Annotated in this window: 26 protein-coding genes; 15 read left to right on the forward strand and 11 right to left on the reverse strand. The window is 64.4% G+C overall.

Features of this window, described 5'->3' with window-relative positions; genetic code table 11:
* Positions 1 to 11: 11 nt before the first annotated feature.
* Both B3E94_RS02710 and B3E94_RS02715 read left to right on the forward strand, forming a co-directional pair.
* Complete coding sequence (locus B3E94_RS02710) at positions 12 to 785, forward strand: class II glutamine amidotransferase (RefSeq protein WP_176517070.1); 774 nt, start codon at positions 12 to 14, stop codon at positions 783 to 785.
* 9 nt (positions 786 to 794) lie between these two features.
* Positions 795 to 1,316 carry a DUF2937 family protein gene (locus tag B3E94_RS02715; protein ID WP_236237965.1) on the forward strand — a complete coding sequence of 174 codons (522 nt, stop codon included), beginning with the start codon at positions 795 to 797 and terminating at the stop codon, positions 1,314 to 1,316.
* Positions 1,317 to 1,451: 135 nt separating this feature from the next.
* On the opposite strand, the gene B3E94_RS02720 is transcribed toward B3E94_RS02715, so the two are convergent.
* On the reverse strand, positions 1,452 to 2,363 hold the full coding sequence (locus B3E94_RS02720) for a LysR family transcriptional regulator (protein ID WP_176517073.1): 912 nt from the start codon (positions 2,361 to 2,363) through the stop codon (positions 1,452 to 1,454).
* A gap of 130 nt (positions 2,364 to 2,493) precedes the next feature.
* On the opposite strand from B3E94_RS02720, the gene B3E94_RS02725 reads away from it, so the two are divergent.
* The 4 genes from B3E94_RS02725 to B3E94_RS02740 are packed head-to-tail and all read left to right on the forward strand — an operon-like array spanning position 2,494 to position 6,166.
* Entirely contained in the window at positions 2,494 to 3,780 is a 1,287-nt protein-coding gene (locus B3E94_RS02725; protein WP_286912225.1) for an MFS transporter, read from the forward strand.
* Between the two features lie 9 nt (positions 3,781 to 3,789).
* On the forward strand, positions 3,790 to 4,569 hold the full coding sequence (locus B3E94_RS02730) for a 5-oxoprolinase subunit PxpA (RefSeq protein WP_286912226.1): 780 nt from the start codon (positions 3,790 to 3,792) through the stop codon (positions 4,567 to 4,569).
* Complete coding sequence (pxpB, locus tag B3E94_RS02735; protein ID WP_286912228.1) at positions 4,566 to 5,252, forward strand: 5-oxoprolinase subunit PxpB; 687 nt, start codon at positions 4,566 to 4,568, stop codon at positions 5,250 to 5,252. The genes B3E94_RS02730 and pxpB overlap by 4 nt, the downstream gene beginning before the upstream one ends.
* Positions 5,249 to 6,166: a biotin-dependent carboxyltransferase family protein gene (locus B3E94_RS02740; protein ID WP_286912229.1), complete on the forward strand. Its 918-nt coding sequence runs from the start codon at positions 5,249 to 5,251 to the stop codon at positions 6,164 to 6,166. Before pxpB ends, B3E94_RS02740 begins: the two co-directional genes overlap by 4 nt.
* A gap of 104 nt (positions 6,167 to 6,270) precedes the next feature.
* Here the strand turns inward: B3E94_RS02740 and B3E94_RS02745 are convergent, their stop codons facing one another.
* The 3 genes from B3E94_RS02745 to B3E94_RS02755 all read right to left on the reverse strand — a co-directional run bounded on the left by B3E94_RS02745 (position 6,271) and on the right by B3E94_RS02755 (position 9,610).
* A complete protein-coding gene (locus tag B3E94_RS02745) occupies positions 6,271 to 7,449 on the reverse strand; it encodes a vWA domain-containing protein (RefSeq protein ID WP_176517846.1) in 1,179 nt (392 codons plus the stop codon).
* A 12-nt stretch (positions 7,450 to 7,461) separates the two neighbouring features.
* Positions 7,462 to 8,307, reverse strand: coding sequence for an AAA family ATPase (locus B3E94_RS02750; protein WP_176517845.1), 846 nt, complete (start codon positions 8,305 to 8,307; stop codon positions 7,462 to 7,464).
* 229 nt (positions 8,308 to 8,536) lie between these two features.
* Positions 8,537 to 9,610, reverse strand: a complete 1,074-nt coding sequence (locus B3E94_RS02755; RefSeq protein WP_286912230.1) for a DUF748 domain-containing protein — start codon at positions 9,608 to 9,610, stop codon at positions 8,537 to 8,539.
* A 132-nt stretch (positions 9,611 to 9,742) separates the two neighbouring features.
* Here B3E94_RS02755 and cysK point away from each other — a divergent pair, with 132 nt between their 5' ends.
* Positions 9,743 to 10,717 carry a cysteine synthase A gene (gene cysK / locus B3E94_RS02760; protein WP_286912231.1) on the forward strand — a complete coding sequence of 325 codons (975 nt, stop codon included), beginning with the start codon at positions 9,743 to 9,745 and terminating at the stop codon, positions 10,715 to 10,717.
* 171 nt (positions 10,718 to 10,888) lie between these two features.
* On the forward strand, positions 10,889 to 11,824 hold the full coding sequence (locus B3E94_RS02765; RefSeq protein ID WP_176517842.1) for an aspartyl/asparaginyl beta-hydroxylase domain-containing protein: 936 nt from the start codon (positions 10,889 to 10,891) through the stop codon (positions 11,822 to 11,824).
* A gap of 98 nt (positions 11,825 to 11,922) precedes the next feature.
* On the opposite strand, the gene B3E94_RS02770 is transcribed toward B3E94_RS02765, so the two are convergent.
* A complete protein-coding gene (locus B3E94_RS02770; protein ID WP_286912232.1) occupies positions 11,923 to 12,078 on the reverse strand; it encodes a hypothetical protein in 156 nt (51 codons plus the stop codon).
* A gap of 183 nt (positions 12,079 to 12,261) precedes the next feature.
* On the opposite strand from B3E94_RS02770, the gene B3E94_RS02775 reads away from it, so the two are divergent.
* Positions 12,262 to 13,143: a DMT family transporter gene (locus B3E94_RS02775; protein ID WP_286912233.1), complete on the forward strand. Its 882-nt coding sequence runs from the start codon at positions 12,262 to 12,264 to the stop codon at positions 13,141 to 13,143.
* Between the two features lie 6 nt (positions 13,144 to 13,149).
* Here the strand turns inward: B3E94_RS02775 and B3E94_RS02780 are convergent, their stop codons facing one another.
* Positions 13,150 to 13,620 carry a DUF4265 domain-containing protein gene (locus tag B3E94_RS02780; protein ID WP_286912234.1) on the reverse strand — a complete coding sequence of 157 codons (471 nt, stop codon included), beginning with the start codon at positions 13,618 to 13,620 and terminating at the stop codon, positions 13,150 to 13,152.
* A gap of 56 nt (positions 13,621 to 13,676) precedes the next feature.
* Positions 13,677 to 14,558: a DMT family transporter gene (locus B3E94_RS02785; protein WP_236237958.1), complete on the reverse strand. Its 882-nt coding sequence runs from the start codon at positions 14,556 to 14,558 to the stop codon at positions 13,677 to 13,679.
* A 228-nt stretch (positions 14,559 to 14,786) separates the two neighbouring features.
* On the opposite strand from B3E94_RS02785, the gene aceK reads away from it, so the two are divergent.
* Positions 14,787 to 16,496, forward strand: a complete 1,710-nt coding sequence (gene aceK / locus B3E94_RS02790; RefSeq protein ID WP_176517837.1) for a bifunctional isocitrate dehydrogenase kinase/phosphatase — start codon at positions 14,787 to 14,789, stop codon at positions 16,494 to 16,496.
* Positions 16,497 to 16,617: 121 nt separating this feature from the next.
* On the opposite strand, the gene B3E94_RS02795 is transcribed toward aceK, so the two are convergent.
* Complete coding sequence (locus B3E94_RS02795) at positions 16,618 to 17,478, reverse strand: DUF6279 family lipoprotein (protein WP_286912237.1); 861 nt, start codon at positions 17,476 to 17,478, stop codon at positions 16,618 to 16,620.
* A gap of 131 nt (positions 17,479 to 17,609) precedes the next feature.
* Here B3E94_RS02795 and B3E94_RS02800 point away from each other — a divergent pair, with 131 nt between their 5' ends.
* The gene (locus tag B3E94_RS02800) at positions 17,610 to 18,446 is read left to right on the forward strand and encodes a CvfB family protein (protein ID WP_286912238.1); all 837 of its coding nucleotides are present in this window, start codon (positions 17,610 to 17,612) and stop codon (positions 18,444 to 18,446) included.
* Positions 18,447 to 18,448: 2 nt separating this feature from the next.
* Here B3E94_RS02800 and B3E94_RS02805 read toward each other — a convergent pair whose 3' ends face one another.
* Both B3E94_RS02805 and B3E94_RS02810 read right to left on the reverse strand, forming a co-directional pair.
* The gene (locus tag B3E94_RS02805; RefSeq protein WP_176517834.1) at positions 18,449 to 18,829 is read right to left on the reverse strand and encodes a hypothetical protein; all 381 of its coding nucleotides are present in this window, start codon (positions 18,827 to 18,829) and stop codon (positions 18,449 to 18,451) included.
* 129 nt (positions 18,830 to 18,958) lie between these two features.
* The gene (locus B3E94_RS02810) at positions 18,959 to 20,428 is read right to left on the reverse strand and encodes a right-handed parallel beta-helix repeat-containing protein (protein ID WP_286912239.1); all 1,470 of its coding nucleotides are present in this window, start codon (positions 20,426 to 20,428) and stop codon (positions 18,959 to 18,961) included.
* Positions 20,429 to 20,671: 243 nt separating this feature from the next.
* Here B3E94_RS02810 and B3E94_RS02815 point away from each other — a divergent pair, with 243 nt between their 5' ends.
* The 3 genes from B3E94_RS02815 to def all read left to right on the forward strand — a co-directional run bounded on the left by B3E94_RS02815 (position 20,672) and on the right by def (position 22,485).
* The gene (locus tag B3E94_RS02815) at positions 20,672 to 20,851 is read left to right on the forward strand and encodes a CsbD family protein (protein WP_016711918.1); all 180 of its coding nucleotides are present in this window, start codon (positions 20,672 to 20,674) and stop codon (positions 20,849 to 20,851) included.
* 147 nt (positions 20,852 to 20,998) lie between these two features.
* A complete protein-coding gene (locus B3E94_RS02820; protein WP_176517832.1) occupies positions 20,999 to 21,952 on the forward strand; it encodes a YihY/virulence factor BrkB family protein in 954 nt (317 codons plus the stop codon).
* Positions 21,949 to 22,485 carry a peptide deformylase gene (gene def, locus B3E94_RS02825; protein ID WP_176517831.1) on the forward strand — a complete coding sequence of 179 codons (537 nt, stop codon included), beginning with the start codon at positions 21,949 to 21,951 and terminating at the stop codon, positions 22,483 to 22,485. The genes B3E94_RS02820 and def overlap by 4 nt, the downstream gene beginning before the upstream one ends.
* Here def and B3E94_RS02830 read toward each other — a convergent pair.
* Positions 22,440 to 22,889: a GNAT family N-acetyltransferase gene (locus B3E94_RS02830; RefSeq protein ID WP_286912241.1), complete on the reverse strand. Its 450-nt coding sequence runs from the start codon at positions 22,887 to 22,889 to the stop codon at positions 22,440 to 22,442. The genes def and B3E94_RS02830 overlap by 46 nt on opposite strands.
* 270 nt (positions 22,890 to 23,159) lie before the next feature.
* Here B3E94_RS02830 and B3E94_RS02835 point away from each other — a divergent pair, with 270 nt between their 5' ends.
* Complete coding sequence (locus B3E94_RS02835; protein ID WP_176517830.1) at positions 23,160 to 23,417, forward strand: DUF2790 domain-containing protein; 258 nt, start codon at positions 23,160 to 23,162, stop codon at positions 23,415 to 23,417.
* Positions 23,418 to 23,461 lie beyond the last annotated feature (44 nt).

Raw genomic sequence — 23,461 nt, forward strand, 5'->3', positions numbered from 1 at the left:
AGGCAGCGAACATGTGCGAACTGCTGGGCATGAGCGCCAACGTCCCCACCGACATCGTCTTCAGCTTCACCGGCCTGATGCAGCGCGGTGGCCGCACCGGCCCGCACCGTGACGGCTGGGGCATCGGCTTCTACGAGGGCCGCGGCCTGCGCCTGTTCCAGGACCCGGCCGCGAGCAGCGAGTCGGAAGTGGCCAACCTGGTGCAGCGCTACCCGATCAAGAGCGAGGTGGTGATCGGCCACATCCGCCAGGCCAACGTCGGCCGGGTGTGCCTGTCCAACACCCATCCGTTCGTGCGCGAAATGTGGGGCCGCAACTGGTGCTTCGCGCACAATGGCCAGCTTGGCGACTTCAAGGGCGAGGCCACGTTCTACCGGCCGGTTGGCGACACCGACAGCGAGGCCGCCTTCTGCGACCTGCTCAACCGCATCCGCGCCGCCTTCCCCGAGCCGGTCGAGGTGGAACAGCTGCTGCCGGTGCTGGTCGAAGCCTGTGCCGAGTATCGCGGCAAAGGCGTGTTCAACTGCCTGCTCAGCGACGGCGACTGGTTGTTCTGCTTCTGCTCGACCAAGCTGGTCCACATCACCCGTCGTGCGCCGTTCGGTGCTGCGCGGTTGAAGGATGTCGACCTGATCGTCGATTTTCACACCCAGACCACGCCCAACGACGTGGTCACGGTGATTGCCACCGAGGCCTTGACCGAAAACGAGACCTGGCGGCGCTACGAGCCCGGCCAATGGGGCTTGTGGCGGCACGGAGAATGCGTTTCGCAAGGCCAGAGCTAAGGACGCTGCATGTTCAGAAGTTACCTGCGGTTGCTGCTGTTCACCGTCGGCCTGCTGGCCGGCATACAGGTGCCGGGGCTGGTCAAGGACTACAGCCAGCGGGTGGAGGCGCACCTGTTCGAATCGCGCCAGGCGCTCGATGGTTTCAAGCAGACCGCCGAGCGCTTCTTCAATGGCGATTTGCAGGCGTTGCTGCGCCACTACCGCAGCAGTGACGACCCGGTGTTCAACAGCGATGCCAACAGCATCGAAAGCCTGATGATCCGCAACCAGTTGCTGGAGGACGAGTGGCAGGCGCTGCAGGGGTCGTGGCTTACCACCACCTGGCATGTGCTGGTGCAGCCGGACCCGCAATTGCGCGAGGAGACGCTCAAGGGCTACAGCTACCAGATCCTGCTGGTGCCGGAGGCGATCGGCTGGGGCGTGGGTGCGGGGTTCGTGCTGGCGTTGGTGGTCGAGAGCCTGTTGCTGGGGATTGGTTGGGTGATCCTGGGTGGGCGGCGCAAGGCGGTGAAAGAGAGCTGGCGCTGATTCATCGCGGTGCCAGTAGCGGCCCTATCGCCGGCATGCCGGCTCCCACAGGAACACCACTGTTCTCAAGTGCAGTGATTTACCTGTGGGAGCCGGCTTGCCGGCGATAGGGCCAGTACAGCCACCAAACACATCTCAGACCAGCACAATCCGCTGCCCGCCCACATCCCGCGCATAGCGCTCCAGCACCTGCCGGCACACCCCGACCACCTCATCCACCAGCGCCACCCCGGTCTGCCAGGCCACCACCAGCTCCAGGCTCGGCGGCGGCTGCAACCCCTCCAGCAGCACCAGTTCCCCGCGGCCCAGTTCCGCATCCACCAACGCCGGCGGCAGGGCGCCAATGCCAAAGCCATCGCGCAGCAGGCGGGTGATCGCCGCCACCGAGTTCACACAGTTCAAGCGCGGGCTTTCGGCACCCGCGCCCTGCAGCAGGCTGAGCACTTCCTGATGCGGCCGCGAGTTCTTCGAAAAGGTCACGATCCGCTCGCGGCCCAGTTCCGCCAGCGAGGCGTAGTCGCGGTGCTGGGCAGAGCCTGCGGCCACCACCCAGCCCATGGGGTAGCGCGCCAGGTCCAGGCTGCGAATCGACTGCTCGCGCAAAAGGTCGGTCTGCAGGATCACATCGAGAAAGCCTTTTTGCAGCTGTTCGCGCAAGTTGAGCGCGGTATCGGCCACCAATTCGATCTCCACCTGCGGGTAACGCTCGCTCAGCTCGGCCACCAGCGCGCTCATCCAGGTATGAATGACGGTGTCCATCACCCCCAGGCGAATGCGCCCGACCTTGGCCCGGTCGCTGTCCAGCGACTGCTTCATGGCCTTGGCGGTATCGAGCATGCGTTCGGCGTACTCCAGCACCTTGGCGCCTTCCGGGGTCAGGCTGACGCCACGTGAATCGCGCAGCAGCAGCTTCACCCCCAGGTCGGCCTCCAGCGCTGCGATGCGGCTGGAGACCGAGGCCTGGGTGGTGAACAGTTTCTCGGCGGTGAGGCGAAAGCTTTTCAGCCGGGCGACCCAGACGAAGGTTTCGAGGAAGCGAAGGTTCATGATCAGTTTTTCTTGTTCCAGACCGGCGGTTTTTCTCGTTGGACGCATCTTGCGCAGGCTCTGAACAATGATGCCCAGGCCGCGACGCCAGACGTCGCCCATAAAACAATACCAACAAGCCGAGGCAAGCATGAACCCGACCGGCGTGCAGCAGCAGGTTTCGCCCTCATCTTCCAGCGGGCCTTTCGCCTGGTACCGCGACATCGACTCCCAGCAACGACGCACCTTCTGGAGCTGCAAGATCGGCTATGGCCTGGACGGCATGGACACGCAGATGCTCAGCTTCGTCATCCCCACGCTGATCATGCTGTGGGGCATCAGCACCACCGAAGCCGGGCTGATCCATACCAGCACCCTCATTGCCTCGGCCATCGGCGGTTGGGTCGCCGGCATCCTCTCCGACCGCATCGGCCGCGTGCGCACCTTGCAGCTGACGGTGCTGTGGTTCGCCTTCTTCACCTTCCTCTGCGGCTTTGCCCAGAACTACGAGCAACTGCTGATCGCCCGCACCCTGATGGGCTTTGGCTTCGGCGGCGAGTGGACCGCCGGGGCGGTGTTGATCGGCGAGGTGATCCGCGCCCAGGACCGGGGCAAGGCGGTGGGCATGGTGCAGTCCGGCTGGGCGCTTGGCTGGGGGCTGACGGCGATCCTCTATGCGCTGCTGTTTTCCTGGTTGCCCGCAGAGCAGGCCTGGCGCGCGCTGTTCCTGCTCGGGCTGGTGCCGGCGATCTTCGTGATCTTCGTGCGCCGCCTGGTCAAGGACCCCGAGGTGTATCGCCAGGCCAAGGCAGAGGAACAGGCCCAGGCGCCTGCGCACTTCTACGAGATCTTCGCCCCCGGCATGCTCTGGACCACCGTGCGTGCGTCGTTGCTGACCACCGGCGCGCTGGGCGGCTACTACGCCATCACCTCGTGGCTGCCGACCTTCCTCAAGAACGAGCGCGGCCTGAGCGTGCTGGGCACCGGCGGCTACCTGGCGATGGTGATCGTCGGCTCCTACGTGGGCTACGTGATCAGCGCGTATCTATCCGACCTGCTGGGGCGCAAGAAGAACTTCATCCTGTTTGCCGTGGGGTCGTTCGTCATCGTGCTGCTGTACACGCAGATGCGCGTCAGCGACGACCTGATGCTGTGGCTGGGCTTCCCCCTGGGCTTTTTCGCCTCGGGCATCTTCAGCGGCATGGGCGCGTTTCTCACCGAGCTGTTCCCCACCCGCATCCGCGGTTCGGGGCAGGGCTTTTGCTACAACATCGGCAAGGTGATCGCGGCGCTGTTCCCGCTGCTGATCGGCCTGCTCAGCCAGAAGGTATCGCTGGGCCTGGGGATTGGCGGCTTCGCCGCGGTGTCTTACGGTGTGGTGATCCTGGCGGCCCTGAGCCTGCCGGAAACCCGCGGCAAGCAACTCAAGGCGCGCTAAGGTAGGCACATGAACATCGAAACAGGAGCACGCCAGGTGGAACGCCTGCTACTCAATTGCGACATGGGCGAAAGTTTCGGCAGCTGGCGCATGGGCCTGGATGCCGAGGTGATGCCCTACATCGACTGCGCCAACATCGCCTGCGGCTACCATGCCGGCGACCCAAGCATCATGCGCCGCACAGTGGCCCTGGCGCTGGAGCACGGCGTGACCATCGGCGCGCACCCGGCCTACCCGGACCTGGTCGGCTTCGGCCGCCGCTCCATGGCCTGCAGCCCTGAAGAAATCCGCGACCTGCTGCATTACCAGATCGGTGCCCTGGACGGCATCTGCAAGGTGCTCGGCGGCCGCGTAGCCTATGTGAAGCCCCATGGCGCGCTGTACAACGACATGATGGCCGACCCGCTCAAGCTGCGTACCGTGCTGGAAGCCGTCGCGGCCTATGACAGCGGCCTGCCGCTGATGCTCATGGCCACCGCCGACAACCGCGCGGCCCAGGCCCTGGGCGATGAAGTCGGCGTGCCGCTGTGGTTCGAGGCCTTCGCCGACCGCGCCTACACTGCCAGCGGCCACCTGGTCTCGCGGCGCCTGCCGGGAGCGGTGCATCACGACCCGGCCCTGGTGGTCGAGCAGGCCGTGCGCCTGGCCCGCGGTGAAACACTGGTGGCCGATGATGGCAGCGCGTTGAAGCTTGCCGCCAGCACCCTTTGCGTGCATGGCGACAACGACAGTTCCGTGGTGGCCGTGCGCCAGATCCGCCAGGCCCTCGATGCGCTGGAGGCGCGATGAAGCTGCGTATCGAGGTGGTGGCCATCGACAGCCTGATGGTGCGCCTGTTCGACCGTATCGACGAAGCCAACATGCCTTGGATGCTCGCTGCGAGCCAGCGCCTGAGCGCGGCGTTCGGCGTGCATCTGCTGGACCTGGTGCCGTCGTACACTACGCTGATGCTGCAGTTCGACCTGCCGCCAGGCGAGGCGCGGGCGCTGATCGGCCAGGCGCTGGACGGCCTGCAGGCCGACACCGGCAAAGGTGGCCGGCGCCATGAAATCCCGGTGTGGTACGACGCCAGCGTCGGCCCGGAACTGCCCGTGCTGGCCGCACGCAGCGGGCTGAGCGAAGCCGAAGTGATTCGCTTGCACAGCGAGCGCGAATACCCGGTGTTCGCCCTGGGCTTCGCCCCCGGCTTCGGCTTCATGGGGCTGGTCGACGAGCGCCTGGCCAGCCCGCGCCTGAGCACGCCGCGCAAGCGCGTGGCGGCCGGCAGCGTGGGTATCGCCGAACGTCAGACGGCGGCGTATCCGGCGGTATCGCCGGGTGGCTGGAACCTGATCGGGCGCACGCCGGTGCGCCTGTTCGACCGCGAACGTGAGGGCTACAGCCTGCTGCAGCCGGGCGACCGGGTGCGCTTCGTGGCGGTGTCGCGGGCCGAATTCGTGGCCTTGGGCGGTGATGTGGAGGTGCAGGCATGAAGCAATTGCAGATCGAGGCCAGCACCGCCTTGTGCCAGCTGCAGGACGCCGGCCGCTTTGGCGTGCGCCACCTGGGGGTGACCCAAGGTGGCGCGCTGGACTGGGTGGCGATGCATTGGGCCAACTGGCTGCTGGGCAACCCGCTGGGGGCGCCCGTGGTCGAGGTGGCGCTGGGTGGTTTTGCGCTGGTAGCCGAGCAGGATTGCGTGCTGGCGCTGGCCGGGGCTGACCTGGATGCGCGGGTGGATGATCAGCCACTGCTGCCATGGCGCAGCTTCATCTTGGGCAAAGGGCAGCGCTTGACCCTTAAGCAGCCAAGGCAGGGTGTGCGGGCGTATCTGGCTGCCCCGGGTGGATTCGTTGGTGAGGAGGTGCTGGGTAGCTGCGCTACGGTCGTGCGCGAAGAACTGGGGGGTATCGATGGGCGAGGGGCCGCGCTGGCCAAGGGGCAGATGATTTCCTTTGCCGGAGGTTCGCCGGCCTTGCGCGAAGTGCCGGCGGCCCTGTGCCCGAGCTACGTGGCCAAGCCCGTGCTCGACCTGGTGATGGGTGCGCAGATCGGTGACTTCAGTGGCACCAGCCTGTTCGAGGCCTTCAACCGCGACTGGACCCTGGACAGCCGCGCCGACCGCATGGGTATCCGCCTGTTGGGGCCGCAGTTGGTCTACCAGGGTGCGCCGATGATCTCCGAAGGCATTCCGCTGGGGGCGGTGCAGGTGCCGCCGGATGGGCAGCCGATCGTGTTGCTCAATGATCGGCAGACCATTGGCGGCTATCCGCGGCTGGGGGCGTTGACGCCGTTGGCGTTGGCGCAGCTGGCGCAGTGCATGCCGGGGGCGCTGGTGCGGTTCAGGGCGGTGGTGCAGGAGCAGGCGTGGCGGGAGCAGCAGGCGTATCTGCAACGTTGGCGGTGAGGCTGCTGGCCCTATCGCCGGCAAGCCGGCTCCCACAGGGATTAGGGTGTGCTCGGTACCTGTGGGAGCCGGCTTGCCGGCGATAGGGCCGGAGCAGTCGGCAATTACTTGGACAGGTAACGCATCCCTTCCTCCAACCCCTGCAAGGTCAGCGGGTACATCTTGTCCTCGATCAGGTCCCGCACCAGGTGCGTCGATGCGGTGTATTCCCAGGCCTGCTTCGGATAAGGGTTGATCCAGATGACCTTCTTGAATTTCTCCATGAAACGCTGGATCCACACATAACCGGCTTCTTCGTTCCAGTGCTCGACGCTGCCACCGGGCTGGGTGATTTCGTAAGGCGCCATGGCCGCGTCACCGACGAACACGACCTTGTAGTCATCGCCGTACTTGTGCAGCAGGTCGAAGGTGGAGAAGCGCTCCGAGGTGCGGCGCAGGTTGTTCTTCCACACCGATTCATACACGCAGTTGTGGAAGTAGTAGTACTCCAGGTGCTTGAACTCGGTCTTGCACGCCGAGAACAGCTCTTCGCAAACCTTGACGTGGGCATCCATCGAGCCGCCGATATCGAACAGCAGCAACAGTTTCACGGTGTTGCGCCGCTCCGGGCGCATCTGGATGTTCAGCAGCCCGGCATCACGCGCGGTGTGGTCGATGGTGCCGTCGATGTCCAGCTCTTCGGCGGCGCCTTCGCGGGCGAACTTGCGCAGCCGGCGCAGGGCCAGCTTGATGTTGCGCGTGCCCAGTTCGACCTGGTCGTCGAGGTTCTTGTACTCGCGCTGGTCCCACACCTTCACGGCCTTGCCCTGGCGCTTGCCGGCTTCGCCGACGCGGATGCCTTCGGGGTTGAAGCCGCCGGAGCCGAACGGGCTGGTGCCGCCGGTGCCGATCCACTTGTTGCCGCCGGCGTGGCGTTCCTTCTGCTCTTCGAGGCGTTTCTTGAATTCCTCGATCAGTTTGTCCAGGCCGCCCAGTGACTGGATCTGCGCGCGCTCTTCATCGGTCAGGGAGCGCTCGAATTCCTTGCGCAGCCAGTCTTCGGGGATCAACGCCTCAAGGTGCTGGTCGAGGTTTTCCAGGCCCTTGAAGTAGGCCGAGAAGGCCCGGTCGAACTTGTCGAAATGGCGTTCGTCCTTCACCAGGATGGCGCGGGCCAGGTAGTAGAACTCGTCCATGTCGGCGAACACCACGCGCTTTTGCAGGGCGTTCAGCAGGTCGAGCAGCTCGCGCACCGACACCGGCACCTTGGCCGCGCGCATTTCATTGAACAGGTTGAGCAGCATGGCCGGCTCCTGTCAGCGGTTGCCGCGCCGGCTCATGAAGGCCAGGCGCTCGAGCAGCTGCACGTCCTGCTCGTTCTTCACCAGGGCGCCGGCCAGCGGCGGGATGGCCTTGGTCGGGTCGCGCTCGCGCAGCACCGCTTCGCCGATGTTGTCGGCCATCAGCAGCTTGAGCCAGTCGACCAGTTCGGAAGTGGAGGGCTTTTTCTTCAGGCCCGGGACCTTGCGCACATCGAAGAACACATCCAGCGCTTCGCTGACCAGCGACTGCTTGATGTTGGGGTAGTGCACATCGACGATCTGCTGCAGGGTGGTGCGGTCGGGGAAGGCGATGTAGTGGAAGAAGCAGCGGCGCAGGAAGGCGTCGGGCAGCTCTTTTTCGTTGTTCGAGGTGATGATGATGATCGGGCGCTGCTTGGCCTTGATGGTCTCGTCGATTTCGTAGACGTAGAACTCCATCTTGTCGAGTTCCTGCAGCAGGTCGTTGGGGAACTCGATGTCGGCCTTGTCGATTTCGTCGATCAGCAGGATCACCCGCTCTTCGGCCTCGAAGGCTTCCCAGAGCTTGCCCTTCTTCAGGTAGTTGCGTACGTCGTGGACCTTGTCCACGCCCAGCTGCGAGTCACGCAGGCGGCTGACCGCGTCGTACTCGTAGAGGCCCTGGTGGGCCTTGGTGGTGGACTTGATGTGCCAGGTGATCAGGCGGGCGCCGAAGGAGGCGGCCAGCTGCTCGGCGAGCATGGTCTTGCCGGTGCCCGGCTCGCCCTTGACCAGCAGCGGGCGTTCGAGGGTGATGGCCGCGTTTACTGCCAGTTTCAGGTCGTCTGTGGCGACGTAGTCGCGGGTGCCTTCGAACTTCATCGGGGGTGTCCTCTGCGGGGGCCTGTACTGGCCCTATCGCCGGCAAGCCGGCTCCCACAGGTACGCCACAGCTTTCAAGGCTTGTGGTTTGCCTGTGGCAGCCGGCTTGCCGGCGATAGGGCCACAACGGGCAATACATGTTTATCGTTTGTCAGCGACTATACCCCGGCCCCAGACGCGTGCAAACGCAGACCGGGTATTCAGTCCCTGAATGGCCCGTCACGGCCGCTCAGTCGGCTTTCGGCGGCGACTGCTCGTAGCGTGCGTTGAATGCCTGGATGAAGCCGTTGCGCAAAATCTGCAGAAACGCCTCGAAGGCGCTGATGTCCTGCTGGTGCACGCTGCCGCTGAGCTCCACGCGGGTGGCGAACTGGTTCTTGCGCTGGTTCTTCAGCGCCGTCTCGCTGGCCCCCACCAGCGCCTCCCACACCGAGCGCAGGAAGCTCTTGTTCTTGTTTTCCACGTCCTGCTGCCAGTTGAACACCTCGACATCGCGCAGCAGCGGCTTGATATAGCCGTTCAGGCGCCCATCCTGGGCCTGGGCTTCGATCACCACGTCGCCATGCCCGGCATTGAAGTCGAACTTGCCGTAGGCGCTGGCGAAGTCGTTGAGCTTGCGCAGCTCGATGCCGGTGGCGCGCAGGCGGAACTGGAAGTCGTCGAAGTCGCTGAAGGGGTCGAAGGTGGCGCGGCTTTCCACCTTGGCATCGCCCAGCAGCAGGGCATTGGCGTCGAAGCTGGCGTCGCGCCGGCCCTTCTTGTCGCGCACGTTGGTCAGGTTGCGGATGTCGGCGTCCAGCTGGGTGGCCTTGAGGTTGACGGGCGGCTTGGAGCTGAAGTTGCGAAAGGTCAGGGTGCCATGGTCGATGTGCACCTGGTCGAGGGTGATGGGCAGCAGTTTTTCCAGCTGCTGGCGCCAGTCGGTGCCTTGGCCGGTCTGCGAGGCTTGATGGCTGCCGCCATCGACGAAGTTGATCTCGGGGTGGACGAAGGTCACCTTGGCCACCACGGCATGGTCGAACCACAGCGAATGCCAGCTCACCGACAGGTCGATCAACGGCGCATCGAGCAGCGGCACCGGCACCTTGCCGCTGGTCTTGACGATTTTCAGGCCATTGATCTTGTAGGCGCCGCGCCACCAGGCCAGGTCCACGTCAGCGACCTGGCCGCGGTACTCGCCCATGTCGGCCAGCTTGTCGTTGAGGTAGTCGCGCACCAGGTAGGGCAGCGCCAGGTGCAGGGCAACCAGCAGCACCACCAGGCCGGCGAGGCCGACCAGCGGCCAGCGGTAGCGAGCGTTCATCGCGGGCTCTCCAAGGCAGGATGCTCGGTTGACCGCGCGTGCTGGCGGGGAGTTCGAACAGGCTTTACTGGCTTCGGGGGCAGGCTTACCCTTTAAGTCTTTCCCTGCTCAATTCATGTCAAGGATCCTGCCATGAGCCGTATCTACGCAGACAACGCCCATTCCATCGGCAACACGCCGCTGGTACAGATCAACCGCATCGCCCCGCGCGGTGTGACCATCCTGGCCAAGATCGAGGGGCGCAACCCGGGCTACTCGGTGAAGTGCCGGATCGGCGCGAACATGGTCTGGGACGCCGAGAGCAGCGGCAAGCTCAAGCCGGGCATGACCATCGTCGAGCCGACCTCGGGCAACACCGGCATCGGCCTTGCCTTCGTCGCCGCTGCCCGCGGCTACAAGCTTATCCTGACCATGCCGGCGTCGATGAGCCTGGAGCGGCGCAAGGTGCTCAAGGCCCTCGGCGCCGAGCTGGTGCTGACCGAGCCTGCCAAGGGCATGAAGGGCGCGATCGAGAAGGCCAACGAGATCGTCGCCTCCGACCCCGCCCAGTACTTCCTCCCGGGCCAGTTCGACAACCCGGCCAACCCGGCCATCCACGAGAAGACCACCGGCCCGGAAATCTGGAACGACACCGACGGCGCGGTCGACGTGCTGGTGGCGGGGGTGGGCACCGGCGGCACCATCACCGGCGTGTCGCGCTACATCAAGCACACCCAGGGCAAGTCGATCCTGTCGGTGGCGGTGGAGCCCGTGTCCTCGCCGCTGATCAGCCAGACCCTGGCCGGTGAGGAGCTCAAGCCCAGCCCGCACAAGATCCAGGGCATCGGCGCCGGCTTCGTGCCGAAGAACCTCGACCTGTCGATCGTCGATCAGGTCGAAACCGTGACCGACGACGAGTCCAAGGCCATGGCCATTCGCTTGATGCAGGAGGAGGGCATCCTCTGCGGCATTTCCTGTGGCGCGGCCATGGCAGCGGCGGTGCGCCTGGCGGAAAAACCGGAGATGCAAGGTAAGACCATCGTCGTAATCCTGCCCGACTCCGGCGAGCGCTACCTGTCGAGCATGCTGTTCAGCGACCTGTTCAGCGAGCAGGAAAACCAGCAGTAATCAGCCCGGCCGCTGATCCGGCGCAACATTTGTCGGCCTGGTTCGTTGCAAAATCTTCATGACTGAGATCCTGCCCAGGTTGTTTTTACCTGGGCAGGATGGGTTTATGATGGCCGGATGATTTTTTTGGGGCAGGCAGCGCTGGCCTGTTTCCATTCCAAGGAGTGTTGCATGACCTTTTCCTTCCTCGCCAAGGCGGGTGTCCTGCTGGTGTTCTTCGGCAGCGTGCTGTTCGTGCACCTGCGCGGCAAGGCGCGCCTGCCGGTGCTGCGCCAGTTCGTCAACCATTCGGCGCTGTTCGCCCCGTACAACAGCCTGATGTACCTGTTTTCCGGTGTGCCGTCCAAGCCGTACCTGGACCGCCAGCGCTTCCCTGAGCTGGATGTGCTCAAGGACAACTGGCAGGTGATCCGCGAGGAGGCCATGCGCCTGTTCGACGAGGGCTACATCCGCGCCGCCGAAAAGGACAACGACGCCGGTTTCGGTTCGTTCTTCAAGAAAGGCTGGAAGCGCTTCTACCTGAAGTGGTACGACAAGCCACTGCCGTCGGCCGAGGCGCTGTGCCCCAAGACCGTCGAGCTGGTCAGCAGCATCCCCAACGTCAAGGGCGCGATGTTCGCCCTGCTGCCCGGCGGCAGCCACCTCAACCCGCACCGCGACCCGTTCGCCGGCTCCCTGCGCTACCACCTGGGGCTGTCGACGCCCAACTCCGACGACTGCCGCATCTACGTCGATGGCCAGGTCTATGCCTGGCGCGATGGCGAAGACGTGATGTTCGACGAAACCTACGTGCACTGGGTGAAGAACGAAACCGACGTGACCCGGGTGATCCTGTTCTGCGACATCGAGCGCCCGCTGAGCAGCCCGCTGATGACCCGCATCAACCGCAAGGTCAGTGCCTTCCTCGGCCGCGCCACCGCGCCGCAGAACACCGATGACGAGCGCGTGGGCGGCATCAACCAGGCGTATGCCTGGAGCAAGCGCTTCAGCAACAAGATCAGCACCCGCATGAAGCAGTTCAAGCGCGCCAACCCCAAGGCCTACCGCATCCTGCGGCCGGTGCTGGCGGTGGTGGTGGCTTACCTGTTGTATCGCTGGTTGTTCTGAGTGCTGGTCGGGCCCTATCGCCGGCAAGCCGGCTCCCACAGGTAATGTAGGAGCCGGCTTGCCGGCGATAGGGCCCGCTCGAACAGCACAAAGCCCCGCTATTGCCCATCAGCCGATTCACCGCTATATTCCAGACCATTCACTTTCTCGAAGACCTGTTCATGCCAGCCACCCCTTCCACCACACGCTTTGCCATCGCGCCAGTCGCGGGCATGGTCGTGCGTGGCAGCCAGCAGCCGGCCATGATCAGTCATTACCCACCACCTGTCAGTGGCGTCGTAGGCGGCGTAGCTCCGCCTCGCTGCGTGGTCGTGCTGGGCTGATCGGCCTCTGGCCGCATCCCTTCACACGCGCAACCTACTGAACACGGTCGGCTACTTCCCTTACTGAAGTTCACGCCCACCGTTCGGCTTATTTGCCCGAATACAGGTGCATTCATGTCTGCCTTCAGCAAAACTTCCGTGGCCTCGGCGGCCACCACCAGCCTGTTCGTCCTGCTCTGGAGCAGCGGCGCCATCGTTTCCAAGCTCGGCCTGGCGCAGGCCAGCCCGTTTGCCTTCCTGCTGCTGCGCTCGGCGCTGGCGCTCACCGGCCTGCTGCTGATCAGCCCGTTGCTGGGCCTGCGCTGGCCGCGTACCCGCGGGGCCATCCTGCGCGCCCTGGGCACCGGCTGCGTGCTGCTCGGCGCCTACCAGATCTTCTACCTGCTGGCGCTCAACACCCATGTCACCCCCGGCGTCATGGCCACGGTGATGGGCGTGCAACCGATCCTCACCGTGGTGCTGATGGAGCGCCAGCGCTCCTGGAGCCGGCTGTTCGGCCTGGGCCTGGGGCTTGGCGGGCTGGTGATGGTGGTCTATCAGGGCATCAACCTGGGCGGGGTGTCGCTGCTCGGCATGCTGTTCGCCTTGCTGGCCCTGGCCAGCATGACCTTTGGCTCGATTCTGCAAAAGCGCATCACCGACAACCCCATGGGCACCCTGGGGCTGCAGTACCTGGCAGGCTTTGCCCTGTGCGCGGTGTTCGCACCGCTGCAGCCGCTGCATGTCCAGTGGAGCACCAGTTTCATCGGTGCGCTGCTGTGGATGGGCCTGGTGGTCTCGCTGCTGGCGACCTTGCTGCTGTACCGGCTGATCGCCAAGGGCAACCTGGTCAACGTCACCAGCCTGTTCTACCTGGTGCCGGCAGTGACCGCGTTGATGGACTACCTGATCTTCGGTAACCGCCTGGCCCCGCTCAGCCTGCTGGGCATGGGCCTGATCGTGGTCGGCCTGCTGTTCGTGTTCCGCAAGCCCGCGGCGCGGCTGGCCGAAGCGTAGGGCGTTCTAGCGAAACTCTTCGGGGATGGCGTGGCGCAGCACGCCTTCCTCGAAATCGAGGGTGCCGGCTTCTCGCTGGGTCAGCAGGTAGTAGAGCAAGGTGTCGAGTGAACGCGAAGGCGGCACCTCGACAGCCAGCATCCTCACGGCCTTTTCCACCTGGCTCGGGCAGCCGAAGTCTTCGAGCGCGGCGCGTACCTGTTCCAGGTCGCCAGCGGCTTTTACCAGAATGCGAAATACCGAGGCGCCGCCACTGCATTGCAGGGCTGCAAACCAGGACTGTTCGCCGTCCTCGCTGATGCTGATGGTGTCGCCGGGTGCGATGCCATAGGCATAGAAGGGGATGCTGTCGACCTGGTAGCCAGCGTCGGTGCGCTTGGCCCACAGGCCTTCGACCGAGGCGGGTGGGTAGCCTTGCGCATCCTGCTCCAGGCGCCAGAGCACGATCTTGTAGGTTGAGGTTTGCTCAGGGGGCATGGGGTTTTACAGGTCAGGAGGGCTGCGTATCGTAATGCCCTTTGCCCCCTCTGTCTTCAGGCAACGCGCCTGGCCGGCTTGAGCACCAGCCACAGCGCCACGCCAATCAGCACGCCGCCGTACAGGTGCCCCATCGACAGCGACTCATCCAGCAGCCATGCGCCCCACAGCACGCCGAACACCGGAATCAGGAAGGTCACGGTGCTGGCCTTGACCGGCCCGATCTCGGCCAGCAGGCGGAAGTAGAGGATGTAGGCGAAGGCCGTGCACAACAGCCCCAGGCCCAGCAGCGACAACCACACCTGCCAGCCGCCCCAGCTTGCCGGGGGCTGGGTCAGTGCGCTCCAGGCGAACAGCGGGGTCATCATCAAGGTGGCGCCGAGCATGCTGCCCAAGGCCGAGAGGCGGCTGTCCAGGCCACTGACCCAGCGCCGTGCGAGGAAACCGGCGAAACCGTAGCAGGTGGTGGCGGCCAGGCAGGCCAGCGCGCCCTGCAGCAAGGCCATGTCCAGGGCTACAGGGCCGGCGCCGCTGAGGATGCCGACGCCGAACAGGCCAAGGAAGATGCCGCACAGCTTGGGCAGGGTCATCGCCTCGCGGAAGAACAGTGCGCCGATCAGCACGCCCATCAGCGGCGTGGTGGCGTTGAAGATTGCCGAATAGCCGGCTGGCAGCAGCTGCGCCGCCACCGAATAGAAGGTGGCCGGGATCCCCGAGTTGATCATGCCCAGTACCAGGCAGGCGCCGAGCTTGCCCTGGAAGTTCCAGCGCACGCCGGCGGCGGCGAGGATGACGATCAGGCCCAGGCAGGCGATGGACACGCGGAAGAAGGCGGTGGGGATGGTGCCCAGCTCGGGGGCGATGATGCGCATGAACAGGAAACTCGCGCCCCACACGGCGGCAAGGGTCAGCAGGCGGGTCAGGGCGATGGGGCTCACGGCGGTCTCCAGGTACAAGGCAGGGCGCGAGTGTACGCGACGTGGCGGGATGGGTTCTTGTGCTTTCTTGCTGTGTGAATCTGCGCGGGCCCCATCGCCGGCAAGCCGGCTCCCACAACCCCTGATAGCAGTGCCGTACATGTGGGAGCCGGCTTGCCGGCGATGGGGCATCGCGAAATGCCGGGGCCGGCTAAGCTGTCTATCTCAACCTGCACCGAGATGCCTTGCATGACCGAGCACTGGCCTGCCGGCGAAATCGCCCGGATGATCCTCGATGGCTTCGACGACTACCGCGAACACTTTCGCCGCATCACCCTCGGCGCCCGCGAGCGCTTCGCGCAGGCGCGCTGGCAGGAGAGCCAGCGCGCGGCGGCTGCGCGAATCAACCTCTATGAACGCAAGGTCGGCGAGGTCAACAGTTGGCTGCGCGATGGCTTCGAGGACGAGGTGCTGCTGCAGGTGGCGCAATGGCCGTTGGTGAAAAGCGCCTACATCGGCCTGATCGACCCGCGTCTGGACGATGAACTGGCAGAAACCTGGTACAACTCGCTGTTCTGCAGCCTGTTCAGCCACGACCAGATCAGCGACGGCTGCATGTTCATCCACACCACGCGGCCCTCGATGCGTGGGCGCGAGCGGGCTGCGCAAACCCGCACCTACCGCCTCGATGGCAGCCTCAAGGGCCTGCTGCGGGCGATTTTCGCCGACCATGCGTTCGCCTACGGTGACCTTGAAGGCGACCTGTCGCGCCTCGAAGAGCAATTGCGCGAGTGCCTGCCGGACTGGGTGTGCAAGGACCCGGCGCTGGCCGTGGAACTGTTCGTGCCGGTGCTGTACCGCAACAAGGGCGCCTACCTGGTCGGGCGGCTGTACAACGCCGACGAGCAGTGGCCGCTGGTGATCCCCCTGCTGCACCGCGAGGGCCATGGCATCGAGGCCGACGCGTTGATCACCGACGAGGCCGAGGTGTCGATCATCTTCTCCTTCACCCGCTCGTATTTCATGGTCGATGTGCCGGTGCCGGCGGAGTTCGTCAACTTCCTCAAGCGCATCCTGCCGGGCAAGCACATCGCCGAGCTGTACACCTCGATCGGCTTCTACAAGCATGGCAAGTCGGAGTTTTACCGGGCGCTGATCAACCACCTGGCCAGCAGCGACGATCGCTTCGTCATGGCCCCCGGGGTGCGTGGCATGGTCATGAGCGTGTTCACCCTGCCGGGCTTCAACACCGTGTTCAAGATCATCAAGGACCGCTTTTCACCGTCCAAGACCGTCGACCGCGCCACGGTGATCGACAAGTACCGGCTGGTGAAGAGTGTCGACCGGGTCGGGCGCATGGCCGATACCCAGGAGTTCGCCGACTTTCGCTTCCCGCGTGGCAAGTTCGAGGCCGAGTGCCTGGCCGAATTGCTGGAAGTGGCGCCGTCCACCGTGGCCCTGGAAGGCGACACGGTGCTGATCCGCCACTGCTGGACGGAGCGGCGCATGGTGCCGCTCAACCTGTACCTGGAGCAGGCCAGCGAAGCCCAGGTGCTCGAAGCACTGGAAGACTACGGCCTGGCCATCAAGCAGCTGGCGGCGGCGAACATCTTCCCGGGTGACATGCTGCTGAAGAACTTCGGCGTTACCCGGCATGGCCGGGTGGTGTTCTACGACTATGACGAGATCAGCTACCTGACCGAGGTGAACTTCCGCCATATCCCGCCGCCGCGCTACCCGGAGGACGAGATGTCGGGCGAGCCTTGGTATTCGATCGGGCCGCATGATGTGTTTCCCGAGGAGTTTCCGCCGTTCCTGTTTGCCGATATTGGCCAGCGGCGGTTGTTCAGCCGCTTGCACGGCGAGTTGTATGACGCCGATTACTGGAAGGGGCTGCAGGAGACGATTCGCCAGGGCAAGGTGATCGATGTGTTCCCTTATCGGCGCAAGGGACGGTGATTGGCAAGGGCTGTGCCGGCCTCTTCGCGGGGCAAGCCCGCTCCCACAGGGCTAACAACAATCTGGAACACTGGGGTGGGAGCGGGCTTGCCCGCGAAGCGGCCGGCACTGATGCAACACATCACCCCTTCAAGCACTTGAGCTCGCTGAAATCGGTGCGCACCTTGGCCAACTGGCCCTGCAGGAACTGGCGTTGGGCCGGCGTGCTCTGGTGCACCAGGTCGATGAGCAGGCTGCGCGCCTGCTGTTCGCTGTTCTGGAAGGCGATGCGGTACTCCGGCGTCCACAGGCTTTCCTTGCGCTGCAGCAGTTGCGCCAGGCGTGGCTCGAAGCTTTGCTCGCCGCGCTGGTTCATGGCCAACAGCAACTGCTGCTGCCAGTGGGCACGGTTGGCGATCGACTCGCGGTTCTGGTCGCCCAGCGCCTGCGACCAGCTCAGCACCCGCAGGCGCTGGGCGGCGGAGAGCTCGCCGAACCAGGGCACCAGGCGTTTTTCCATGCGTTCGGCGCGGCGGGTGATCTGCTTGGGCAGCGGGGTGTCTGCGTATTGCTTCTGGCGCTCGCTGATGTCTTCGCGGAAGGCTTCGCGCATTTTCGCCACCTGGGCATCGCTCATGCCACGCAGCAGCTCGGTGGCCGAGGGGGTGATCTGCTCGGCGACCCGGCCGATCGCCTGGCGGGCTTCGGCCGTGCGCTGCTGCAGGGCCTGGTCGGTGACCTGGTCCTCGGCCAGCATGTCGCGCACCCGGTCCAGCCAGTCGAGGTAGCCGGGCAGTTGCGTCTGGCAGTGCCAGGCCAGGTGCTGCTTGAGCCGTTCGTCGAGCAGTGCCTTCTGCTCGCGGTTCATCGCCAGGTAGTCGTCCAGCGACCAGGGCACCAGCCGGTCGAGGTTGCGGTAGGCCAGGTCGATGCGGCTGCAGGCCGCCAGGGCCAGGGCGAAGCTGAAGGCGATGAGCAGGGCTTTGGACAGGCGTAGAGGCATGTGCTGATCCTTGCAGTGGCTGGCCACTCGGTAGACGCAAGGGCCGCGCGGACGGTTCCGCCAAATCAGCGGTGGGGCAGCGTGCGGGCTTCAGGTGTAGAATAGCCGCCTTGTCTTGAGGAACATCGGAAATGGCTCTGCTTGGGCGTTACAACAGTTTGCAAATCGTGAAACACGTGGACTTCGGCCTGTACCTGGACGGCGGCGCCGACGGCGAGATCCTGCTGCCCGGGCGCTACATCCCGAAGGACGCCGAAACCGAGATCGACGACTGGCTGAACGTGTTCATCTACCTGGACAGCGAAGACCAGCTGATCGCCACCACCGAGAAGCCCAAGGTGCAGGTCGGCGAATTCGCCAGCCTCAAGGTCAAGGACATCAACGGTGCCGGCATCTTCCTCGACTGGGGCCTGTCCAAGGACCTGCTGATGCCGTACTCGGAAGAGGCGCGGCCGCTGAAGGTCGGCGATTACTGCGTGGTGCACGTCTACCTCGACAAACGCACCCGGCGCATCACCGCCACTTCACGCCTGGACCGCTACCTGGACCGCACCCCGGCCGATTACCCGATCGGCCAGCCGGTCGAACTGCTGGTGGCCGGGCAGACGCCCATGGGCTTCAAGGCGATCATCAACAACCGCCACTGGGGCCTGATCCACAAGAACGAAGTGTTCAAGTTCCTGCGCTCGGGCATGCACGAGAAGGGCTACATCAAGGAAGTGCGCCATGACGGCAAGATTGCCCTGAGCCTGCAGCCGGTCGGCCAGGCACTGTCCGACGGCCTGCATGAGCAGATCATGGCGCGCCTGGAAGCCGAGGGTGGGGTGTTGCCGGTGTGCGACAAGAGCGACCCGGAAGTGATCAGCCGCATGTTCAATGTCAGCAAGGGCAACTTCAAGAAGGCGATTGGTGCGTTGTTCAAGCAAGGCCGCATCGTCATCCATGACGATCGCATCGAGCGGGCCTGAAATCAGGCCTGCACGAACGGCTTGAAGTCGAGCTGCTCGCCACCCGGGCGGGTGTCGCGCAGCAGCGAGTCGCGGTCGGCGCTCAGCGCCAGGCTGATGGTCGAGCGGCGCTTGCCGGGGTTGCGCACTTCCATCTGCTCCTGGTGAGCCTTGAGGAAGTTGGTGGGCACCTTGAGGTGCTGCAACTGGTCGGTCTCGGGGGTGTGCAGCAGCAGGTTGACCCAGTCTGGCTGGCCTTTGCGCAGCAATGCCACCGGCACATCGAACCACCACAGGTTGCGTTTGCGGTCGAGGATGGCGAACAAGGTGTTGGCGCTGCTGAGCACCGGGTTGGCCAGCGCCTGGTTGCGCCGGGCGATGGCGGCGGGTTTGTCGAGTTTCATGCAGGTTCCTGCGGTGTGAAGCTATAAAGGCCTGCATTGTGAGGGGTGGCATCGGGCGGGGCAAGGTTGATTCTGCAAGCGCTGCTGCACTTGTGGGAGCGGGCTTGCCCCGCGAAGAGGCCGGCAGCCTCAGCGACGAACCGGCAGGCTCAACTCGGAAGTCGCGCCATCGGCCGTGGTCACGGTCGCGGTAAAACTGTGCAACCCTGCAGCCCCCTGCAAAGGCTGGGCAAACCGCGCTCGCCCTTGCTCATCGCTGTTCACCAGCACTTCCCCCAGAAACTGCTCGGCCTCGCTGCCCTGGGCCTGGGCATTGCCAAACACCTCGACCCGCAACAGGCTCGACGCCGGCCCGTTCACCTCGCCGCGCAGCACCTCGCCGTCCAGCGCCAGCAACCGTGGCGGCTGCTGATTGTGGTTAGGCAGCGGCTGGCACGGCTTGGGCTCGCCCTGGGCATCGCAGATGGCCGCCTGGTCTTTCTCCGGCAACTCTGCCCCCACCCCGCGCGAGCCGACATACAGGGCATGCGCCTGGGCCGGCACGCCAAAGACGATGGCGCCGGTACGCTGATTGGCCACGCACGAGCCGCCTGCCTCGCAGCGGCGAATGTCCTGGCTGTTGCCCCAGATGCGGTTGCCCGTCAGGCGCGTGGCGGTGACCTCCGGTTCCGGGCGCAGGGCCACACCGATGCGATTGCCGTGGATCTGGTTGCCGTCGAGGATGTTGCCTTCGCCGGTCACGCTGACGCCGATCGAATTGCCACTGAAGGTGTTGGCACCCAGGTAGTTGCGCTTGCCCCAGTTGATCTGCAGGCCATCGGAGTAATTCTCGAAGCGGTTGCGCACCACCGTGTTGTCGTTGCCCAGCAGGATCTCGATGCCCTGGGAGGGCTCGGGGTTGGCGGCGGTGGAGCGGAACAGGTTGTCGGCCACCAGGTTGAACGCCGCGCCGCGGGTCAGCTCCAGGCCATCGCCGTTGTCGATGAGCTGGTTGCGCAGCACCTTGTTGTTGACCGTGGTGGTGGCGGTGGGGTTGCCGGCGCCGTCGTCGCCGGTGAGCATGATGCCGGCACCGCCCTTGTTGGCGACGATGCGGTTGTCTTCGATGACGTTGCCACTGGCCCGGTTGACCAGGATGCCGATGCAGAAGTTGCGCACCTCAAGGCCGCTCAACTGCACGCCCTGGGTATCACGCAGCACCAGCCCGGGATGGGTGGTGGTGCGCACGTTGGTGCCGAACTGGCCGGGCAGGGCGCCGGGGCAGGTGCGCACTCCCTGGTCCTTGATGTAGCCGGAGCCGTCGATGGCGACGTACTGCCCCTCTCGCGCCCAGGGCAGGCCGGTGATGCGCACCGGGCCCTTGATTTCCGGCAGAGCGTGCGTCGGGCGGATGACGTAAGGGGCCTTGCCGACGGCGGCGATTTCGATGCGGTACTGGCCGGGGTGCAGGTTGCTGGTCTCGATTGCCCAGCGCAGGGTGCCGGGTTGGCCATCGTCTTCATAGCGGTCCACCCGCAAGGTGTCACTGGCCGGTGCGGCGGCGAGTGCAGGCAGGGGCAACAGCGGCAGCAGGGCCGCGAGCAAAGGCATGAGGCGCATGGGTGCGGGGTTTCCGAAAACTGTTGTTTTTATCGAGGGCAACCTGCTTGGGGCTGCCGTTTGCCGCGATTCTAGGCAGCTGCCTGAGCTTGCGCAGCGGCCTGGGGCCGATTCAGTGCGGTATTCGCCCGCAGAATTACCGCTCGGCTTGAGCGCTGCAAATTGTTTGAAACTCCTGGGCAGGTGCCCCGGTCCACCCATTGTCGACACGGACCCCGTGTCTCCATTTGCAGGAGATTTGCCATGAGCGGCACTAAAGACAAAGCAAAAGGCTTGGCCAATGAAGCTGTCGGCAACATCAAGCAGGGTGTCGGCAAGGTGACCGACAACGACAAGCTGCGCGCCGAAGGCAAGGCCCAGGAACTCAAGGGCGAGGCGCAGCAGATCAAGGGCAACGTCAAGGACGCCGTGAAAAAGCCTTGATGGTGAACTGACTGGCCGGCCTCCCTGTGTGGAGGCCGGCACAGTTTCAGGCAGGCAAATTCTTCAACTATGGTAGGGAGCGGTACATCAGTCGCGTGGTCTATTAGACTTGCCTGTTGTATTGATCAAGCGGCGAAAGGAGACGCTATGATTTTCCCCGACCTGCGCGGCCTGCCCTTGCACCGCGTGCTGGTACGCACCGTCCAGGAATTTCTCGACGACGAGATGTCCACCTATGCCTCAGCGCTGGCCTACCAGATGCTGTTTTCGCTGTTCCCGTTCCTGCTGTTTCTGATCGCCTTGATCGGCTTTTTGCACCTGCCGGACTTCTTCTCCTGGTTGCGCCTGCAATCGGAGCTGGTGCTGCCACCCCAGGCGCTGGAACAGGTCAACCCCGTCATCGACCAGTTGCAGCAGTCCAAGGGCGGCCTGCTTTCGGTGGGTATCGTGATCGCGCTGTGGACCGCCTCGGCCGGCGTGCGCCTGATGATGAGCGCCATGAACGCCGCCTACGACGTGCCCGAAGGGCGCCCGGTGTGGAAGCGCATCCCGCTGTCGATCTTCTACACCATCGGCATCGCCGGCATGCTGCTGTCGACCGCGGCACTGATGGTGCTGGGGCCGCAGGTGATGGAGTGGATCGCCGCACAGGTCGGCATGCAGGAGGTGGTGGTCACCGTGTGGACCATCCTGCGCTGGCCGGCGATCATCATCCTGATGATGGTGGCGGTGGCGTTGATCTACTACGTGATGCCCGATGTGAAACAGAAGTTTCGCTTCATCACCCCAGGTTCGGTGCTGGCGGTGGTGGTCTGGATCATCGCCTCGCTGGGCTTTGCCTATTACGTGAAGACCTTCGCCGACTACAACGCGATGTACGGCAGCATCGGTGCAATCATCGTGCTTTTGCTGTATTTCTACATCTCCGCGGCCGTGTTGCTACTGGGCGCTGAAATGAACGCCGTGATCGAGCACATGTCGGCCGAGGGCAAGAACCCCGGCGAGAAGGATTTCGAGGGCACCCAGGCCAAGGAAAACCTGACCGTGCTCGGCCATGAGCATCCTGCCGAGCCCCAACCGTCCGAGCCGAACCCGCGATGATCCGTGACATCCTCAAGATGGGCGACGAGCGCTTGCTGCGCATCGCCCCAGCGGTACCCGACCACCTGATCGGCAGTGCCGAGCTGCAACAGCTGATCGACGACATGTTCGAGACCATGCGTCATGTCGGTGGGGTAGGGCTGGCGGCGCCGCAGATCGGCATCGACCTGCAGTTGGTGATCTTCGGCTTCGAGCGCAGCGAGCGCTACCCGGATGCCGAGGCCGTGCCGCAGACCATCCTGATCAACCCAGTGATCACGCCGCTGACCAGCGAGGTGGAGGATGGCTGGGAGGGCTGCCTGTCCGTCCCCGGCCTGCGCGGTGTGGTGCCGCGCTACAAGCACATCAGCTATACCGGCATCGACCCGCAGGGCAACCCGGTCAACCGCTTTGCCGACGGCTTCCATGCGCGGGTGGTGCAGCACGAGTGCGACCACCTGATCGGGCGGCTGTACCCTTCGCGCATTCAGGATTTCGCCAAGTTCGGCTACACCGAGGTGCTGTTCCCAGGGCTCGATGCCAGCGACGACTGAGCCCGCACCAGGGCAATGAGTGGCTTGCTGCGCTGGTAGCGCAGCAGGCGGCTTGCCAGGGCTTGCGGCAGGCTCGTGGCGGGTTCGAAGCCCAGGCGCTCATATAGCCCGGCAAGGTCGGGGTGGCAGAACAGCCACGTACTGCCACAGGCCTCTGCCAACGCAGCGTTAACCAATTGCCCGGCCACGCCCTGGCCCCGTTGCGTCGGGGCGACGAACAGGCCGCTGAGCCAATGGCCACCCTCCACGGGCCTGAGGCTCAGGCCAGCGACGATGGCCGTGGTCCGTGCCACCCACAGCTGCCCTTCATTGTCTGCACGCATGCGTGAACCTTGCTGGCGGTAGAAATGATCGAGCAGGCGGCGCTCGGGGCCGATCAATTGTGTGCAGTGCAGCGCAGTCATGGACATTCCGGAAAGTCGTGGCAGAAGCTCTGTGGCGGTATTTTCAGGCGTTTTTTGTTGCAGATTGTTGCAAATTCTACAAGGGTGAATGTCCGACGTCGGGGTTCAACTATTCCGATCGGGGAGTAGAATTTCAACCATCCCCCCTGGCAGTACGACGAAGCGGGATCGGTACTTCGTGTCATCTTCGCAGTCGATGACAACTTCTCCGCGCCAATGACGGCATATGAAGTCAATCGATCAGCTTGATTGCTTTGAAGGCCCAACACCATGAAACCATTACTGATTCTTGCACTGGTCGGTATGTCCTCGCTCGCCCTGGCGGATGAGGCCAAGCCCGTCTCCAGCGAGCCTGTGGCCCAGCAGTATGACTATTCCATGAACCTGGACATCAAAAGGGTGATCAACCTGTCGACCATCCCCAATGTCTGCGAAGTGGTGCCTGCGACCATGACCTATGAAGACCATCAAGGCCAAGTGCACACCATCCAGTACCGCGCCATGGGCGAAGGTTGCCAGCAGGGTTGATCGATTCGATCTGTAAAAGCTGACCCAATCCGCTTGTGGGAGCC

The sequence above is a fragment of the Pseudomonas sp. UBA6315 genome (assembly GCF_002438125.1).
Lineage (GTDB): Bacteria > Pseudomonadota > Gammaproteobacteria > Pseudomonadales > Pseudomonadaceae > Aquipseudomonas > Aquipseudomonas faucium.